Origin of the sequence: Actinomyces sp. Z5 (assembly GCF_003287795.1) — a bacterium.
Classification (GTDB): Bacteria; Actinomycetota; Actinomycetes; order Actinomycetales; family Actinomycetaceae; genus Actinomyces; species Actinomyces glycerinitolerans.
In genome coordinates this window covers 69,492-86,114 of sequence record NZ_QMIN01000040.1, presented here as the reverse complement: position 1 = coordinate 86,114, position 16,623 = coordinate 69,492, and the positions used below count along the sequence as shown (strand labels likewise).

Below are 16,623 nucleotides of genomic sequence, written 5' to 3'. Positions count from 1 at the left end.
CGTGGTACTCCCGAACCGGCGTGGTGGGATGACGCCTGATCATCGCGCGCGCACCGCCTCCAGCCAATTCACCTCGCCATGCACTGTCGCCGTGATTGCGTCAAGCTCGGCCGCGTCCACGTCCCCGGCGGACTGGGGCGTTGGCGTGAGCAGAAGCGTATGGGCAACGGCTGACTCACAAGCGGGCCAAGAGGCTACGGAGCCGGTTCCCTGGCGGCCGCACGGTTCGCCGTCGGCGGCGAAGTTCGCCCAGGTCGAGCCGATCGTGCGGGATAGAGCCCGGGCCTCGTCACCTCCACCATTGAGGCCCCGAGCCGCCTCCACATTGCCGAATGCGAGTGCGACGTCTAGCTCGTGCGTAGACATATAAACGCCGTCGTCCACCGGGGTCCGCCAAGTTATGCGGTAGCGCCATGTGGGCGCACCGCCGTGTGCCTGTGCCCAGGCGACCCGTCGCTGGACCGCGGTGCGCGTGTGGACGCAGAAGGCCAGGTCGGAGGAGGCCCTCAGCGCCAGTTCGTAGGGGGACGCGCTCGGATGGGAGTCTTGCAGGGCGGCAAGGAATTTGTCCGCCACCTGCGTGCCCAATTCACCTGTCAATGCCCGATGCAGTCCGTCGAGCCCCTGGGTCGCGAGCTCGTCGTGACTTCCTGCGAGGAACAACGCCGCCTCGGTGTCGAGATCACCGATGATTGCAGGCACATGGGCGGACAATGCCAACGCGCTAGGCGCGAATGGTGCGCAGGGCAGTGTGCTTCCGTCGATGACAGGGGAGAAAGTGGTCATGGAGGTGCCCGCGGCGGCGAGCGACGCACGCATGAAGTCTTGGATCGGGAGCTTAGCCAGCTCGGTGACAGCGGCGTCCCCGGGAAGTCCGGCGCAGACACGCAGATGGCGCCCGGTCCGCAGGGCATCGTCGAGCGGACGCGCCAGCGTGGTGGCACCAGAACACAATACGGCGCGGTGAAACAGCCCGGCCGCGGACGGCATAGCCATAAGAATGGAGATTTTCATGGCCCCGCCGCTCTGACCGGCCACGGTAATCCGTGAGGGATCGCCGCCGAAGGCGGCGATGTTGTCTCGTACCCAGGCCAGCATCGCCACAATGTCGAGCATGCCGACGTTGCCGGATTCGGCATAGGGGGAGTTCGGCTCCGTCGTTGGATCAACTACCTGCGTGTAGCCGAGCGCGCCGAGTCGATGATTGAAGGTGACGACCACCAGGTTGTGCTCACGGGCAAGATGAGTGCCGTCGATGGAGGGCGAGGAGCCCGAGTTCGAGGAGTATGCGCCCGAATGTACCCAAACCAGTACTGGCCTGCCGGGGTGGTCGGGTTGGTCCGTGCGGGCGCCGTCAGTTCCGTCGCCAGAAACTGAAGCTTCCTGAGACAAGCGTGCAGGTGTCCACACGTTCAGGAATAGGCAGTCCTCGTCCTCCGGCAGATTGTCGGTGAGTCCGATCTTCTGCAGGAAGGGATTCAGGGCGCGATCGACACCGGTGTCCGGGTGATCCTGTGGGCAGGTGGGACCGAACTCGAAGGCATTGGCGACATCTGTCCAAGGCTGTGGCGGCCGGGGTGGTTGGAAGCGGTAGGTTCCGGTGTCGGCGCCGTAGCGGATGCCCTTGAACGCGGCGACGCCGTCCACCACCCGTCCACGGACCGGACCATGGACGGTGGAGATGACTATGGAGTTGTACACGCTGCCTCTTCCTTTCAGTTCTCCAGCCACTCGGCCAGGACGGCCAGGGAGTCGAACATGTCGTCGAAAAGGAGTCGGTTGTCGATGCGCTGGTAGCGGCGCATCGGCCGGACGTCTTGCGGGTAGCGGTAGGTGCCGTCCTGCGCAATGCGGGGCGTGGGGATGACGTCGTAGTAGGAGGAGGCGGCGTCGGGCTCGAAGGTGGTCTGCAGCGAGGACAGCAGCACCAGCGGCTGGTCTCCGAGCACGTAGGTGGCGCCGGGATGCGTCATGCCCGAAACCATCTCGCGCACCTGGTTCAACTCACCGAGCAGGTAGGCGCCAACCGTTCCCGCGCGAGCGCAGCCGCGGCGGATGGTCGGCATGGAGACGGTGGCGGAGCGGTAGACGTCGCGCGGAATCTGCCAGATGCGCGCCTCGGTCTCATTGAAGACGTAGCGGGCGCTCGCGGGATCGAGTGCCAGGTTGTATTCCATGTCCGTGCCGCCCTCGGGCACGTACGCCAGTCCGGCGTGTTCCCCGCCGCCGATCCAGACGAGCGTTAGGCGCTCGGCAATGGCCGGCTCCGCCTTGAAGGCCCGGGCGACGTCGCCCAGCGAGCCGCCGGCCACGAGGAACAGCGGGCGGTCGTCGTCGCGCAGCGCCTCATCAATGATGAAGCGGGAGGCAGCGGTCTGGTCGGCGTAGGCGTCGAAGCCGCGGTCGTCGCCGTCGTACAGGTCGACGCCGGTCACCCCCATGGTCGCCAGCAGCGTCTCGACGCGCTCGTGGCCTGCGCGCACGGAGGAGTCGGTGCGATTCCACGGGTCGTCCTCGCGCAGTCGGGAGATGACGACGCCGCGTACCTCGGTGCCCTCGACCAGCAGGTGGTGGGCCAGCGCGAAGAGGTCGTCGGGATCGCCGGCGAAGTCGTTATCGATGATGACGCGGGTGCGGGGAGCCACGCCGGGGAGCCGGTCGGACTCGGAAAGCCAGGGGAATGAGCCATAGGCCCAGGTCTTGGGGGCGGGGTTCATGTCTTGCTCCTTTGCAAGCGATTCTGGGTCAAGCGGCAGTGAGTTACCGGTTGGGATGGTGGCGGCACCGGACCGGCTGGGACCGATGCCGCCACCAAGTGTTTCAGACGCTACTTCACCTTCCGGACCGGGATGATGGCTGCGGCGCTAATAGCGACGGCGATTACAGCGGTAATGAAGATCGCCGAGTAGCCGCCGGTGTGGGCGACCAGCTTGCCGGCGACGAAGGGCGCCAGCATCTGGCCGATGTTGGAGGCCACGTTGGCCACGCCCAGGTCACGGCCGGCGGCGTTCGGGTCGGGCAGGACGTCGATGAACAGGGCCACGTCCACCGCCATGTACATGCCGTAGGCGGCCGCCAGCAGGATGTAGAAGAAGAAGTACATCGGGAGCGTCGGAACCAGCAGTGGCACCAGCATGTCCAGGGCAATCACCAAGGAGGCGCCGATGACGAAGGGCTTGCGCCGCTTGACCTTGTCCGAGAGCTTGCCGGCGAAGGCCAGCATGAGCAGCTGCACCGGCAGAGCCGCCGCCGACAGGGTGGCAACGATCGTGTTCGCCTCGGCCGCGGTGTGAGCGGGCCGCAGGTGGGACTGAATGATGTACAGGTTGTAGTTGCTGACGGCCGTGTAGCCGAAGAACATCATGAAGCGGGCGATCCAAACCCAGCGGAAGTCATGGTCGAACAGTGGGACGAAGAAGCCCTTGAAGAAGGCGATCCAGTCGAATTCGCGCAGCTCCAGGTCCTTGGAGGAGCGGTCCTTGGCAAAGGTGACGAAGATCAGGGCGCCGACGACGACGGCGATGGCGAACACGAAGTAGGCATCCAGCCCCATGGAGTTCATCAGAATGCCGGCCACCACGGAGCCGCCGGTGAAGCCGGCCATCATCCCGATGCCGGACAGGCCGGAGACCGTGCCGGTCTTCTCGGCGGGAACCCGGTCCGCCACCGTCGTCGACAGCGGCCCCTGCATGAAGTTCAGCGAGACCTGCGCGGTGGTCCAGAAGACGGTGAGCATGAGAATCGTGGTGGAGTAGCGCAGGCCGATCATGAAGGCGGCCCCGGCGACGGCGCCGGCCACGATCCAGAAGGCGCGCCGGCCCCAGCGGGAGCGCCAGCGGTCGGAGAGGACACCGACGATCGGCTGGGCGAACAGCGTGAAGAACGAGCCGACGATCATCATGTTGGAGATCGAGGAGGCCCGAGCGGCCTCGTACTGCTTCAGCAGGTCCAGCAGGTGCGCCTGCTCGGACGTCGCGGTGACCGTGCCGGCGTTGACGTCATTGGCCAGGTTGGTGAGCTCGGTGAGCTGGTCCAGGGTGGTGACGGTGGTGCCGGAGAAGTAGTGCTGGAACTCGATCGTCTGCACGGTGTTGGGCAGCAGGATCGCCGTCAGCGCCGAGTAGCAGGCGTACAGGAAGACGCCCGCGATGACGAAGGAGATCAGGTACTGGTAGTACGGGCGTCCGCCCAGATACTTGGCGGAGGTGCCCGGACGGGTGGGCTCCTCCAGACGGGGATCGGCGGTATTGGACATGTGGCTCCTTTGCATCGATGTCCGGGCGCTGAACGCACGCGAATCCTCCGCGAGGTTCCGACCGGTTGGTTCATTTAACGCTGAATGGATTCATCCTGTCAAGGCGCTGTCAAGGCGTCCGGTCTCAGGAGTCGTCGTCTACGACGTAGCGCCTCGGGTTGCGCAGTTCCGCCGCCTCCCGGATGCGCTGCAATCTGCGCATCCGTGCCGCCCTGCCGCCGGTTCGGCGCTCGGAGCCGCGCGAACCCAGCGATTCGACCTCGGGGCTGAGGAAGCTGACGTAAATGGCGGCCATCTCCTCCGGGGCCTGCCGGTAACCGTGGCGGATCCAGGCGTCAATGAGCCCGAACAGGGCATAGGCCTTGAAGCGGTGCAGGAAGCCGGCTCGATCGCTGGCGTCCGTGGCCCCGGCATCGGAGGCAGGGGTCGTCGCCGGGTCCGGAGCCCGGCCCTCCAGCGACTCCACAATGACTCCCAGCAGGATGCTCCCAAGCTCCGCCCCATAGACGGCGTCGTTGAGCGTACGCACCTGCAGACAGAAGTGGAACCGGGCTATGGCATTCGCGCGGTCGTCGGACTCGTCGTACCAGTGCCGGGCGGCGAAGTCCCTCCAGGCGGTTCGATACTTATAGGCGAGCACCTCCTCCTTGGAGGAGAAGTGCCGGAAATAGGTCACTCTCCCCAGGCCGGCACGCGAGGCGATCTCACTGGCGCTTATCTTTCGCAGGGGCTTTTCGTGCATGAGCTCGAGCAGGGCATCACCCATGGCGTCCTTGAGCGGCGCCGCGGAGTCCTCGAGTCGTGCCATGTTGACCTCCAGGGATTGGTCGAATCGGCAACGTGCGGGGCCCGCCTTCCGAGGTCTAAGTCGGCTGGCGGGTACCCCCATTTCGCAATATAGCGATACCGCCGGGGCGGACACGCCCACACGCCGTAGCCCACTTGGGGTGAAGTATGCCGCCCGCGTCGCGGCGGTAGCCCTGCTAAAGGGGTGGAATTCGTGTCGGTGCCGCGCGATACCGTGTATTCATGTTCGGGAGCAGGGGGAGCGAGGGTGGACCCGCCGGGACCGGTACGGCGGGCCGAGTTGCGCTTCCTGCCGCCAAGAACGGGATGCCGACGACGGCGACGGAGCCGACGACGGCGCGGGCCGCTTTGGCTGGTGACACCCCGGATCCTGGCGCCCTGGTTGATCGCCTGGCTGGGATGTCGGCGGGAGCCGGCTTGGCGGGCCTGGTTGAGGACTTATTGGCCGGGCTTCTAGTACCTGCGCGTTCCGAAGGTGAGGCAGACGGCTGTGGCGCCACCGTTGCCGACGCCGGCGGTGTTGTTGACTCCGCCGAAGTTGCAGAGGTCCTGGGCGTTCCTGAGATGGACGAGGTGCTGGGCGCGATCACCAGTCCGGCTGACCGTGACCTGGCGCAGACGGCTGCGCGGCTGGGCGTGGATTGGGGCGAGGGAACCGGTATCGACGCCCTGGCCTCCCTGGGAGGGCAGGTGCTCAGTGAGCTGGTGGCGGCTTGTCATCGGCTGGAGGCTTGGGTGTCATGGGCGGAGGCAGTCGCGGCAGCCTGCCTGGCAAGAACCGCGGAGATGAACCGTGGGGCGGCCCCGTGGGGGCCCGGTGGAGAGCCCGCGCAGCTGGTTACCGAAGAGGAATCGCGGTTCACCACCAGCAACGAGATCGCCTGCCGCCTGGGAGTGCCGCGCGCGACCGCCTCGCGGATACTTGACCGCGGGTGGGCTCTGTTGCAGCCCGAGTTCGCGCTCACGGAGGTGTTGCACCGTGCGGGCCTGGTGGATCAGTCCAAGACTGCGCTGATTGTTGCGCGGCTCGAGGGGACGGGGTCCGCGACTACCGCTGCGGTCCAGGAACGGGTGCTCGCCCGCGCTCCACGTAGAACGGCCGCGCAGCTCGGGCGGGATGTCGACCGCGCTCTGGCCGCCCTGGATCCCCAGGGAGCGAGCAGCCGCCGCACAAGGAATGTTGCCGATCGTCACGTGAGCCATCCCCGTCAGGCGGGTGAGGGCACCCATGAGATGCTGCTGCTGCCCAGCCTGGATGCCTTCCTAGTCGACGCGACCCTGGACGCCATCGCCGCCAGCGCCCGCGCCGCCGGCGATGGGCGCAGCCTGGGCCAGCTGCGGGCCGACGCTCTCACCGGTATGGCCCTGCGCACCCTTCAAGGCAGCCAACACGTCGCCTGCCGAAGCACGCGCACGAGCGATGCGTCGGATTTTGTCGACGCCGGTTGCCGTTCCGGCGGTCCAGTCGGAGAGGCCGCCGCCGAGATACCCATCGCCGCGATACCCGCCGAGATACCCGTCGCCGTGATCCCCACAGCGGAGAACTCCAGCGCCGGCGACGCGACCGGCGTAGCACATGGCACCTTCGGAGCCGGCCGCGGTGGCTGCTTGTTGCCGGATGGGGTTCCGCTGGAGGGGCTGCTCGGCGCTCTAAGCGGTTTGGTGGAGCCCTCTCGTCCCTGGTGGACGCCGTCCGGCATCGACCCGGTCTTCCCGCCACCCGGAATTGGAATCAATGTTGATGTCACGGTCCCGCTGACCCTGCTGGTACCCGATGACGACCACACCGGCGGCGCGCCGCCGGGTGGCGAAGACGGCTCACGCGGCGCGAGTGGGATGAGTCTGCCTACCGGCAGTGGGGGAAGTGCGCCCACTGCCGTCGATGGGATCGAGACGCCCGTAGTTGTCGACGGGAGCAGTGCGCCTGCAGCCCATGGGAGGAGTCAGAGCACCACCAACGGCGCAGGTCTGTACGCGGGCGGTGGGGATGCGCTGCCGCTGGGGACGGCACCGACGGCCGAGGTCGTAATCGGCCGCAATCGGGCGCCCATCCCCGCCGCCACTGCGCGTGCCCTGGCTCTGGGCGGTGTCTGGCGTCGGCTGGTCACCGATCCCCTTTCAGGCGCCGTAGTGGACGTGGGGCGGTCGCACTACCGGCCTCCGGCCGCCTTGCGTGACCTGGTGCAGGCCCGTGATCAGGCGTGCACCTTCCCCGGGTGCACGGTGCCGGCCGCGCGTTGCGACATCGACCATGTCATTTCCTGGGCGGAGGGCGGGACCACCAGCCTGAACAACCTCACCTGCCTGTGTCAGGCCCACCATCGCCTCAAGCACACTCCCGGATGGACCCTCACCCGGCAGGATGATGACGCCCTCCTGTGGACTACGCCCTCCGGGGCCCGCTACCGCAGAGCCCCGGAGGGGACCGTAACCCTCCTGCCGCGTCGCGTGGGCCCCCGCCAACTCCAGGTTTCTGCTCGAATCATCCCCGAGCGAGAGGCGCGGGCCGTCGACGGCGCGGTCGTGGAGCGGCTTCGCCGCGGTTTGGAGATGGCATCCCGCCGGGGCGGGCCCGGTCATCCGCCGCAGGTAACCAGTCGAGGACCCCGTCCCGGCCAGCCCGTCGGCGCCTTTGAAGCCCACCCCTACCCGGCGGCTCTGCATGACCTGGGTCTGGCCCCTTTGCTCGACAAGATCCCGCCCTTCTAGGGCGGGTCCTAGAGGCGGGGCTCAGAGGCGGGCCCTAGGTCGTGTTGTGTAAGTCGTTTGTGCTGGCGGGTCGGTGTTGGCGATGTGGGTGGTGGTCTGGTAGCGGATGGCGAGTTCGCCGTGTCTGCTGGCTACGGGGCCCCAGCTTGAGTGGGCTGTGTGCGCCCGTCGAAGGGGGCGAGTGGGTCTTGCACCGCCCCGGTTGGACCGCCCACGCCCCGTTGGACCGCCCACGCCCCGTTGGACCGCCCACGCCCCGTTGGACCGCCCACGCCCCGTTGGACCGCTGTAACCGGCGGCTACGGCGGTCCAACCGGGGAACAGGGGTCCAACCGGGGAACAGGGGTCCAACAGACAGGCTCAAAAACCACACACCGCCACCCAACCGCGCACCGCCACCCAAGCACTTACACAACAGGACCTAGATGCGGGCACGGAGCGGGCCGGCGACCGAGTCTCGTGCACAGACCGCGTGCGGCGGCGCGTTCCATGAGCGGCCGCAGCAGGCGAGTGGTGGCGGGAGCCGAGTGGTCGCGGGAGCCGAGTGGTCGCAGCAGGCGAGTGGTGGCGGGAGCCGAGTGGTCGCGGGAGCCGAGTCGCCGCAGCCGAGCGTGGCGGGAGTCTTGCGCCGTCGCGGCTCCGCACTCAGTTCGTCGTCGGCTCTAGTCCCAAGGACACCGTCACGTAGGCGGCACGTGGGATAACCAGTTCCAGCACGCCGTCCGCCAGCGACCAGTCCGAGAACGCAGCCGGTGATACGGCGTCGGGGGCCTCTGGCGTGTTGCAGGCGTCGAGCGCGGCCGCGGTCAGCACGCGCGCACCGTCCACCGCCGCCGCGGCACCGCGCAAGTCCAGACGGATCGTGTGGGGCGCCGCGGGGTCGAGGTTGGTTGCGGAGATGAGCGCCGTGTCGCCCTTACGGGAGGCGGAGACGGAGACCAGCGGGAAGGGACGGGCGCCGTCGTCGGCATGGGCGGGAAGATCATCCACCCAACGCATGTCGAGCCGAGTGGCGTCGTGGTGGCCCAGGTTCATCGCCAGCACGTGGTAGGTGGGAGTGAGCACCATGGCGCCGCTGGTCGGGTCGGTGAGGATCGGGGCCTGGAGCACGTTGACCGTCTGGGCCAGGTTGGCCATGATGACGCGCTCGGCGTGGCGGTGGAAGATGTCGAAGTGCAGCGAGGCGATGAGCGCGTCCCGCAGGGTGTTGTCCTGCTGCAGGAAGTGGGGGTTGGTGCCCGGCTTTGCATCCCACCAGGCGCCCCACTCGTCGACGACGAGCCCCACCTTGCGGTGGGGGTCGTAGCGGTCCATCACCGTGGAGTGCCGGGTGATCAGTTCCTCCATCCACCAGGCGTTGGCGAAGGTGGCGTACCAGTCCTCGGTGCTGAAACCGCGGGCCTGACCCTTGGCCTCGAAGGAGTCGCGGAAGGTGTAGGAGTGCAGGCTGATTGCCTGGTAGGGGCCGGGCTCGGAGCGCGGGCAGGTGTCGCAGACGAGGTCGCGCATCAGTGCGTCGGTCCACGCGTAGTCGTCGACGTTCGCCCCGCCGGCGATGCGCACCATCTCGTTCTCGCCGTGGCTGCGCACGAAGGTGGCATAGCGGCGGGCCTGGGCGGCGTAGACCGGCGCGCTCATGTTCCCGCCGCAGCCCCAGGGCTCGTTGCCGATGCCGAAGAACGGCACCCGCCACGGCTTCTCGCGGCCATTGGCCCGGCGTAGGCGCGCCATGGGGGAGTCCCCCTCGCGGGTCAGGTAGTCGACCCATTCGCTCATCTCCCGCACCGTGCCCGAGCCGACGTTGCCCGTGATGTAGGCGTCGGCCCCAAGCAACTCGCACAGTTCCATGAACTCGTGCGTGCCGAAGGAGTTGTCCTCCACAACGTCACCCCAGTTGGTGTTGACCATGGTGGGGCGTTGATCCTTGGGGCCGATCCCGTCGCGCCAGTGGTACTCGTCGGCGAAGCAGCCGCCGGGCCAGCGCAGGTTGGGGATGGCGATCGCCCTCAGCGCTTCAATGACGTCGGTGCGCAGACCGTGGACGTTGGGGATGGGGGAGTCCTCGCCCACGTAAAAGCCGCCGTAGATGCAGCGGCCCAGGTGCTCCGCGAAGTGCCCATAGATGTGACGGGAGATGGTGGGGCCGGGTACATCGAGGTCGACGACGGCGCGGGGGACAGGAGAGCTGGACATCATGGAACTTCCTTGGTCTGTGTGTCTGAGCATGCGGGAGTAAGGAGTGACGGGGCGGGTAAACCGGTCCCATGGATGTAACGTTACATGTCAGGGTGTGGTCGTTCAACCGCGGCTTGGATGGGCTCAGCGCGAGGATTCCCTCTCGATGAGCGTGTAGGCGGGGGTGAACCGGCGTCCGGGCAGTTCCGACGCGGGTGCCTCAATGCGCGTCAGGAGCATGTCGACCGCTGTGCGTGCCAGCTGGGTTATCCCAATGTCCACGGTTGACAGTGAGGGAACGGATATGGCTCCCTCGCGGATGCCGTCGAAGCCGATGATGCGCACATCCTCGGGGCAGCGAAGGTCTCGGTCGGACAGAGCGCGTATGGCTCCCAGTGCGACGGAGTCCGTCATGGCGAAGATGCCGTCGACGGGTGTGCCCACGGCCAAGGCGGAAAGCATGGCGGCGTACGCGGGCTCGCAGTCCCATGCGCAGGGGATGGGGGTCAGATCGACCTGTGGGTTGTCCTCGGCTGCACTCAAGGCGCCGGCCCAGCGCAGGTCCTGGCCATCGGCGCCGGCGCGGCCGTGAGGGGCGCTGTGTGTGCCCAAGACGGCGATGCGGCGGCAGCCCTTGGTGATGAGGTGCTCGACCGCGGCCCTCCCGCCCGCCTGATTGGGGCTGGAAATAAGGTCCAGTTGAGTGTTCTGGATGCGCTCGTCGTACAGGACGACGGCGTGGCTGCTCGCGGCGTCCTCGATTTCGCGGGCGCTTGCGCCGACCGCGGAGACGATTGTGCCGTCTACCAGGGAGGCTGTAGCTCCGCGCAGGATCTCGAGCTCCCGCTCGGGGTCGGAAAGCGTCTGCTGGACCATCACCCTGACGCCGTGTTCCTCCGCCGCTGACGTGGCGGCCGCGGCAAAGGCGGCGTTGAAGGGCATGTCGAGGCGGGGAACGCAGAGGGCGATGATGCCGCTGCGACCGGACCGCAGGCTCTTGGCGGCCATGTTGGCCCGGTAGTCGAGCTTGGTCGCGGCGGCGAGCACACGCTCGCGGATTGATGCGGAGACGTTGGGCTTACCGCGCAGCACGTTGGAGGCGCTCATAACCGACACGCCTGCCTCCTTGGCGACGTCCGCCAGAGTTGTCATTGGCTCCTCCTCGCTATGTGCCGCAGCCTACCGGGTTGCGGCGGTCGCTCTGTTGACAACTGCGGAAACTGCGCTATGGTACCGATGTAACGTTAAATCGAGCGGGCGCCGCTCGTCACGTGCAAAGGAGCACCGATCATGATCTCCAACATCGCCAGCACCGCCGTCTCTCGTCGTCAGGCCCTCGCCGGCCTCGGGATGGCCTCGATTGCGGCAACCCTCGCCGCATGCGGCGGGGGCGGGAACTCAGGCAAGACCACGATCACCTACCTGTCATGGGAGACCGAGGAGGTGGCACGGCCACTTATCGATGCCTTTGAGGACGCCAACCCAGACATCGCGATCGACTTCTCCTACTCCGCTCCCACCGCCGGCTACTTTCAGACGCTCCAGACCCGTATCGCCGGCAACCAGCAGCCCACGGTTCATCGCATCAACCCGGAGACCAAGGAGAAACTCATCGGTGAGGGCCTGGTTGCGGACCTGACCGACGAGCCGTTCATGGGTGCGATTGCGGACGCGAACCTGCGCGCGTATGAGGACGACGGCAAAATCTACGGCGCCTCGTTCGGCGCATGGGCGGCCGGCGTCGTCTACAACCGGGACCTGTTGGCCCAGGCGGGCGCGGATGACGTCCCGCAGGCCTGGGATGAGTTCCTTGACCTGTGCAAGCAGCTCAAGGGTGCGGGCGTAACCCCCTACCGCGAAAGTGTCCAGGACATTCCCTCGATGTTCCAAGCATTCCTGGGGGCCGGCTACGACCTCGCGGGCGACGAGCGGGGGGAGAAGAAGATCTTCACCGGCGAGTCCACCTTCGCCGAGGAGTGGCCGGAGCCGATGAAGCAATGGTATCGCCTCTACGACGAGGGCATCGTCGGAGCTGAGTCCGTCTCGCTGACCGGAACGCAGCTCAAGGAGGACTTCATCGCCGGCAACCTCGCCATGTTCATTACCGGCCCCTGGGACTTGGCGGACATCGCCGCGTCCGGCCTCAACTGGGGTATCTCGCCGATGCCGGCTGCACCTGGCGGCGAGCCCTTTGCAACTGGTGCCCCGGATCCGGGCTTTGCGATCTCGGCCTCCGCACAGGGGGAGGAACTCGAAGCGGCCAAGAAGTTCATCACCTTCCTGGCGTCGCAAGAAGGCCTCAGGCTCGCCAACGAGCACATCGGCACCCTGGTGAACACCTCGGACTTCACGGTTGAGGTGGCCCCGGAGTATCAGGGCCTCTACGACGATTACCTCAAGACTTCGAAGATCTACCTGCCCATGAACTACTGGGACCACGCCTCGGACGCTCTCCAACTCGAAGGCATCGCGCTGTGCCAGCAGTTGGTGCAGGGGCAGATCACCGTGGAACAAGTCGCCGCCGGGATGGACACCAAGCTGGCCTCCTTGTGAGGCGCTTTTGCAGAATCACTTAGGAGAATCTGATGTCCCGTCCGGATCGTGTCAATTCCAGGGGTAGGGCCCGACGCCCGCGTGGGCGCCAGGCCTCGGAGAGCTTGGCCAGCTCCGCATTTCTTCTGCCCGTCATCGCCGTCTTCGTCCTTTTATTCGCCGTCCCATTGGCGCAGACCTTCTACTTCAGCCTCACGAACTTCTCCGGCTACTCCACCGATGTGGAGTTCGTGGGCCTGAAAAACTACGCGACGGTGTTCTCCGACCCCTCGCTGCTTCAGGGACTGGTGTTCACCATCATGTTCGCCCTGGCCACCACGGTGCTCATCACCGTGCTCGCGATTCCGCTGGCGGTGGTGCTCAACAAGCGCTTCCTCGGGCGCAACTTGGTGCGTTCCCTGTTCTTCTTCCTGTCCGTACCCTCCATGGCCATTCTCGGACTGGTCTGGCAGTACATCCTCTCGCCCCTGGATACCGGCGTGGTCAACAGCATCCTGCACTCGTTGTTCGGTGCGGACGCGGTGGCATGGCTCGCTCAGTCGACGTCGGCACGCGTGTGCGTCATTCTGGTGGCCGTCTGGGCCGGAGTAGGCTGGCACGCCACTCTCTACCTGGCCTACCTGCAGGCGATTCCTGCCGACCTGTACGAGCAGGCCGAGCTCGACGGCGCCGGTCAGCTCCAGCAGTTCCGCCACATCACGCTGCCACAGCTGGCCCCCGGCATTGTGGTCTCCACCTTCCTGCTGATGTCCGGAGGGTTGAAGGTCTACGACCTGCCGTTCACCCTGACAAAGGGTGGCCCCGGGTTTGCCACCAACACGCTCACCCAGTCGATCATCGTCCAGGGCATTGCGCAGGGTCGCGCCGACGTCGGCTCCGCACTGGCTGTCATCTTCACCGCCGCGGTCGCGCTCATAGTGCTGGCGCAGCTCGCGGTCTCCAACCGGATCGAGAGGAACCTGTCATGAGCCCCGCCGCTCGCCGTCGCCTGTGGTACTGGATTCGGAGCGTCGTCATGATCCTCCTGGCCCTGATCGCGGCAATCCCCCTCTACTACATCGTGGTCAACACCTTTAAGACCAGCCAGGACATGGCCGTCTCGCCGCTGGGACTGCCCTCCACCCCCACGCTGGAGAATTACTCCAAGGTCTTCGCGACCACGCCGGTCCTCCGGTCGTTCCTCAACACCGTTTACGTCACGGTGGTGGGTGTTGCCGGTCAGGTGTTCATCGGGTCGCTGGCCGCCTACGGCATTGTCATGCGCAGAAGTCGGTTCACTGCGGTGGTCGGACTTGTGCTCATGATCGCCTTCGTCATCCCGGCGCAGGCCACGCTCATTCCTCTGTACCGGCTGGAGGCCCAGGCCGGTTTGGTGAATACCCTTAACGGGCTGGTGGTCATGTATCTGGCCGGGGCGGTCTTCTGCTACTTCCTGATTGTCGGCTACATGCGCAAACTCCCTTGGGAGATCATCGAGGCCGCCCGACTCGATGGCGCCGGCCCCTTCACCATCTACTGGCGTATCGTGCTGCCGCTCATCCGCCCGATCCTGGCCACGGTCATCGTCTTCCAGACCATGAGCACCTGGAACGACTTCATGACCCCGAACGTGTTCATCTCTTCCACCGCCAAGCGCACGGTAGTGCTCCAGGTCTACAACGCGGTCGGGCAGTTCGCCACCGACTGGCCGTCCTTCATGACCATGACGGTCATCGCGCTCATCCCGGTGTTCATCTTCTTCATCTTCTGCCAGCGCTGGATCGTTTCCGGATTGGCTGCAGGTAGCGTCAAGGGATGAGTGAGTCGGTGCTGCCGACGACGACTACGGGTGCGCCCAGCTACAGCGGGGCGCACCCGTGCGTTCCTCCTGGAGACCGCGACGCTGTTGATGTGGGACGCGGAGTCTCCCGGCACAGGCCTCCTCCAGCTCTACCCGGCACCCGTAGCGTCCGGGTGCTGCTGGTCTCTCACCCCAATGGAAGTGTTTCGGCTACCCCGAGCGCGTCGATGATCAGCCTTATCGCGAACCGGTCGTCCTGGTGCGCTGCGGCCCCGGGATCCGACGGCGCTCAGATGGTCCCAATCAGATGTGACAGCGCGCCGTCACGCAGAAGAACCGGGATGGAGCCGAGCGGGGCGTCAAGGTTGACCCACTGCCCGCCGTCGTGGATCTGTCCGGTGTGGGCGTGGGTCCACGACGCCCCGGCTGGGAGGTAGACCTCGCGGCTCGTCGCCCCGGGCGTCAGTACAGGGGCCACGAGGACGTCCGGGCCGAACATGTACTGATCAGCCAAGTCCCGGCAGGCGTCATCGTGGGGGAATTCGTAGAACATGCCGCGCATGACCGGCTGGCCGCCGATATGCGCCTCGCGCATGAGTGAGCGCGTGTACGGCCGTAGGTGCTCGCGCACCCAGACGAAGCGAGTGAGGATTTCTTCGACCTTCTCCCCGAAGCTCCACAGCTCGTTCGCAGCGCCGCTGTGTTCACGGGGCGTACCGTCGGCGGCGGTGACCTTCTCGAAGGGCAGGCGGTCGCCGTGCATGCGCATCACGGGGAAGAACGTGGACAGCTGGAACCACCGTACGAGCAGCTCGTGGAAGGCGGGGTCGCGGGCATCGCCGCCGTGGAAGCCGCCGATGTCGGTTGTGAACCAGGGGATGCCGGCGACGCCCATGTGCAGACCCGCGATAAGCTGGCGGCGCAGGCTTGTCCAGTTGGAGGGGATGTCCCCGGACCACACGAGGGCGCCGTAGCGTTGGGAGCCCGCCCACGCGCAGCGCACGAGATTGACGATGTCCTCCTGCCCGGCCGAGACCTGCCCCTCGTAGAAGAGCCGGGAGAACGCCTGTGGGTAGATGTTTCCGACCTCGGATACCGGTCCGGCGTGGTAGCGGTAGGCCTCGAAGTCATACGTGCCGTATTCGGGCTCCGCCTCGTCGAGCCAGAAGAGCCTGATGCCCAGGTCGTGATAGCCGCGCTTGCAGATCTTCCACACGGTGTCGCGGGTGCGCGGGTTAGTGGGGTCGAGGAACAGGGATGGGCCGCCGAAGGCCATCTGGGGCTGCAGGCCGTGGTCCGCCTGGACGAGGAGGTTCTCCTTGGCGAGCAGAGGGTAGTTCTCGCTGAGCGGGGAAACTTGCGGCCAGACGGAGACCATTAGCTCGATGCCTAGCTCGCGCAGCTCCTCAACCATGGCGCGCGGGTTGGGCCACATCTCCTCATCGAAGTGGTAGTCGCCCAGCTCGGGCCAGTGGAAGAAGTCTGCGACGATGACGTCGATCGGCAGTCCTCGGCGCGTGTGCTCGCGAGCGACCTCGAGCAACTGGCTCTGGTTCCAGTAGCGCAGCTTGCATTGCCAGTAGCCCAGCCCGAACTCGGGCATCATCGGTGCGTGCCCGGTGGCGTCCGCGTAGGCGCGGGAGATTTCCGCCGGGCTGTCTCCGACGGTCACCCAATAGTCGAGTTGGTGGGTGGCGTTCGCCACCCACTCGGTCCTGTTAAGCGCGAAAGTCGCACGACCGATGGCGGGGTTGTGCCATAGGAAGCCATAGCCGGCGCTCGACAAGACGAAGGGGACGCTGGCCTGGGAGTTACGGTGCGCGAGCTCGAAGGTCGATCCCTTGAGGTCGAGGATCTCCTGCTGGTACTGGCCCATGCCATACAAGTGCTCGTCGACGGGCGACTCGAAGGCGGCGAGGAGATGGTGGGAGCCTCCGGGCAAAGCCGTGAAGTTGCGGGCGACGAGCTTGAGCGCCCCGCCGTCGCCGAGCTCGCGCAGGAGGGTACGGCCGTTGCTGTCGCGGATCTCCAGTCGGGCCCGAAACACCTGATAGCCCGCCTGGGCGTCATAGGCGCTGTCGGCGTGCACGAGAACAGTGAGTCGGCCGTTGACCAGGCGGGCATCGGGCCCGTCGACGGTAACGGTCGTGGGCACGTCCGGCACCGGCAGGAGCGCCCAGTCGGTATCGATGAGGTCCCCGGCCGGGACGCATCGCACACGTACGGCGCTCTCGCCCCAGGACTCGACGCGCAGTGTCTGGCCGGAGCCGCGCCAGGTGATCGAGGCGGGCCCGATCTCGAAGACCGGCGTGGTGGCGGCGTGTATGGGGGACATGACGGTCCT

General features: G+C 66.5%; 11 protein-coding genes. 4 read left to right on the top strand and 7 right to left on the bottom strand.

The features are described from left to right. Positions 1 to 39: 39 nt before the first annotated feature. The 4 genes from DRB06_RS04450 to DRB06_RS04435 all read right to left on the bottom strand — a co-directional run bounded on the left by DRB06_RS04450 (position 40) and on the right by DRB06_RS04435 (position 5,063). Positions 40 to 1,701 carry a carboxylesterase/lipase family protein gene (locus DRB06_RS04450; protein WP_159097627.1) on the bottom strand — a complete coding sequence of 554 codons (1,662 nt, stop codon included), beginning with the start codon at positions 1,699 to 1,701 and terminating at the stop codon, positions 40 to 42. Between the two features lie 14 nt (positions 1,702 to 1,715). Then, the gene (locus DRB06_RS04445) at positions 1,716 to 2,717 is read right to left on the bottom strand and encodes a nucleoside hydrolase (RefSeq protein ID WP_111819227.1); all 1,002 of its coding nucleotides are present in this window, start codon (positions 2,715 to 2,717) and stop codon (positions 1,716 to 1,718) included. Positions 2,718 to 2,827: 110 nt separating this feature from the next. After that, positions 2,828 to 4,255: an MFS transporter gene (locus DRB06_RS04440; RefSeq protein ID WP_181575184.1), complete on the bottom strand. Its 1,428-nt coding sequence runs from the start codon at positions 4,253 to 4,255 to the stop codon at positions 2,828 to 2,830. Between the two features lie 124 nt (positions 4,256 to 4,379). Continuing rightward, complete coding sequence (locus tag DRB06_RS04435; RefSeq protein WP_073327674.1) at positions 4,380 to 5,063, bottom strand: TetR/AcrR family transcriptional regulator; 684 nt, start codon at positions 5,061 to 5,063, stop codon at positions 4,380 to 4,382. A gap of 221 nt (positions 5,064 to 5,284) precedes the next feature. On the opposite strand from DRB06_RS04435, the gene DRB06_RS04430 reads away from it, so the two are divergent. Beyond that, on the top strand, positions 5,285 to 7,771 hold the full coding sequence (locus tag DRB06_RS04430) for an HNH endonuclease signature motif containing protein (protein WP_258522139.1): 2,487 nt from the start codon (positions 5,285 to 5,287) through the stop codon (positions 7,769 to 7,771). Positions 7,772 to 8,416: 645 nt separating this feature from the next. Here the strand turns inward: DRB06_RS04430 and DRB06_RS04425 are convergent. Next, on the bottom strand, positions 8,417 to 9,967 hold the full coding sequence (locus DRB06_RS04425; protein WP_258522138.1) for an alpha-N-arabinofuranosidase: 1,551 nt from the start codon (positions 9,965 to 9,967) through the stop codon (positions 8,417 to 8,419). Between the two features lie 123 nt (positions 9,968 to 10,090). After that, on the bottom strand, positions 10,091 to 11,098 hold the full coding sequence (locus DRB06_RS04420) for a LacI family DNA-binding transcriptional regulator (RefSeq protein WP_108966081.1): 1,008 nt from the start codon (positions 11,096 to 11,098) through the stop codon (positions 10,091 to 10,093). Between the two features lie 138 nt (positions 11,099 to 11,236). Between DRB06_RS04420 and DRB06_RS04415 the strand changes: the two genes are divergently transcribed. The 3 genes from DRB06_RS04415 to DRB06_RS04405 all read left to right on the top strand — a co-directional run bounded on the left by DRB06_RS04415 (position 11,237) and on the right by DRB06_RS04405 (position 14,297). Next, complete coding sequence (locus DRB06_RS04415) at positions 11,237 to 12,499, top strand: ABC transporter substrate-binding protein (protein WP_073327670.1); 1,263 nt, start codon at positions 11,237 to 11,239, stop codon at positions 12,497 to 12,499. A 104-nt stretch (positions 12,500 to 12,603) separates the two neighbouring features. Further along, on the top strand, positions 12,604 to 13,467 hold the full coding sequence (locus tag DRB06_RS04410) for a carbohydrate ABC transporter permease (RefSeq protein ID WP_073327668.1): 864 nt from the start codon (positions 12,604 to 12,606) through the stop codon (positions 13,465 to 13,467). Continuing rightward, entirely contained in the window at positions 13,464 to 14,297 is an 834-nt protein-coding gene (locus tag DRB06_RS04405; protein ID WP_092612675.1) for a carbohydrate ABC transporter permease, read from the top strand. Before DRB06_RS04410 ends, DRB06_RS04405 begins: the two co-directional genes overlap by 4 nt. Before the next feature lie 271 nt (positions 14,298 to 14,568). Here DRB06_RS04405 and DRB06_RS04400 read toward each other — a convergent pair whose 3' ends face one another. Further along, positions 14,569 to 16,614, bottom strand: coding sequence for a TIM-barrel domain-containing protein (locus DRB06_RS04400; RefSeq protein WP_111819222.1), 2,046 nt, complete (start codon positions 16,612 to 16,614; stop codon positions 14,569 to 14,571). Between the last annotated feature and the right edge of the window lie 9 nt (positions 16,615 to 16,623).

Excerpts from the sequence above, each read along its gene's own strand:
- DRB06_RS04445 (WP_111819227.1), bottom strand. The coding sequence starts at position 2,717 with ATGAACCCCGCCCCCAAGACCTGGGCCTATGGCTCATTCCCCTGGCTT.
- DRB06_RS04440 (WP_181575184.1), bottom strand. The coding sequence starts at position 4,255 with ATGTCCAATACCGCCGATCCCCGTCTGGAGGAGCCCACCCGTCCGGGC.
- DRB06_RS04435 (WP_073327674.1), bottom strand. The coding sequence starts at position 5,063 with ATGGCACGACTCGAGGACTCCGCGGCGCCGCTCAAGGACGCCATGGGT.
- DRB06_RS04430 (WP_258522139.1), top strand. The coding sequence starts at position 5,285 with ATGTTCGGGAGCAGGGGGAGCGAGGGTGGACCCGCCGGGACCGGTACG.
- DRB06_RS04425 (WP_258522138.1), bottom strand. The coding sequence starts at position 9,967 with ATGATGTCCAGCTCTCCTGTCCCCCGCGCCGTCGTCGACCTCGATGTA.
- DRB06_RS04420 (WP_108966081.1), bottom strand. The coding sequence starts at position 11,098 with ATGACAACTCTGGCGGACGTCGCCAAGGAGGCAGGCGTGTCGGTTATG.
- DRB06_RS04415 (WP_073327670.1), top strand. The coding sequence starts at position 11,237 with ATGATCTCCAACATCGCCAGCACCGCCGTCTCTCGTCGTCAGGCCCTC.
- DRB06_RS04405 (WP_092612675.1), top strand. The coding sequence starts at position 13,464 with ATGAGCCCCGCCGCTCGCCGTCGCCTGTGGTACTGGATTCGGAGCGTC.
- DRB06_RS04400 (WP_111819222.1), bottom strand. The coding sequence starts at position 16,614 with ATGTCCCCCATACACGCCGCCACCACGCCGGTCTTCGAGATCGGGCCC.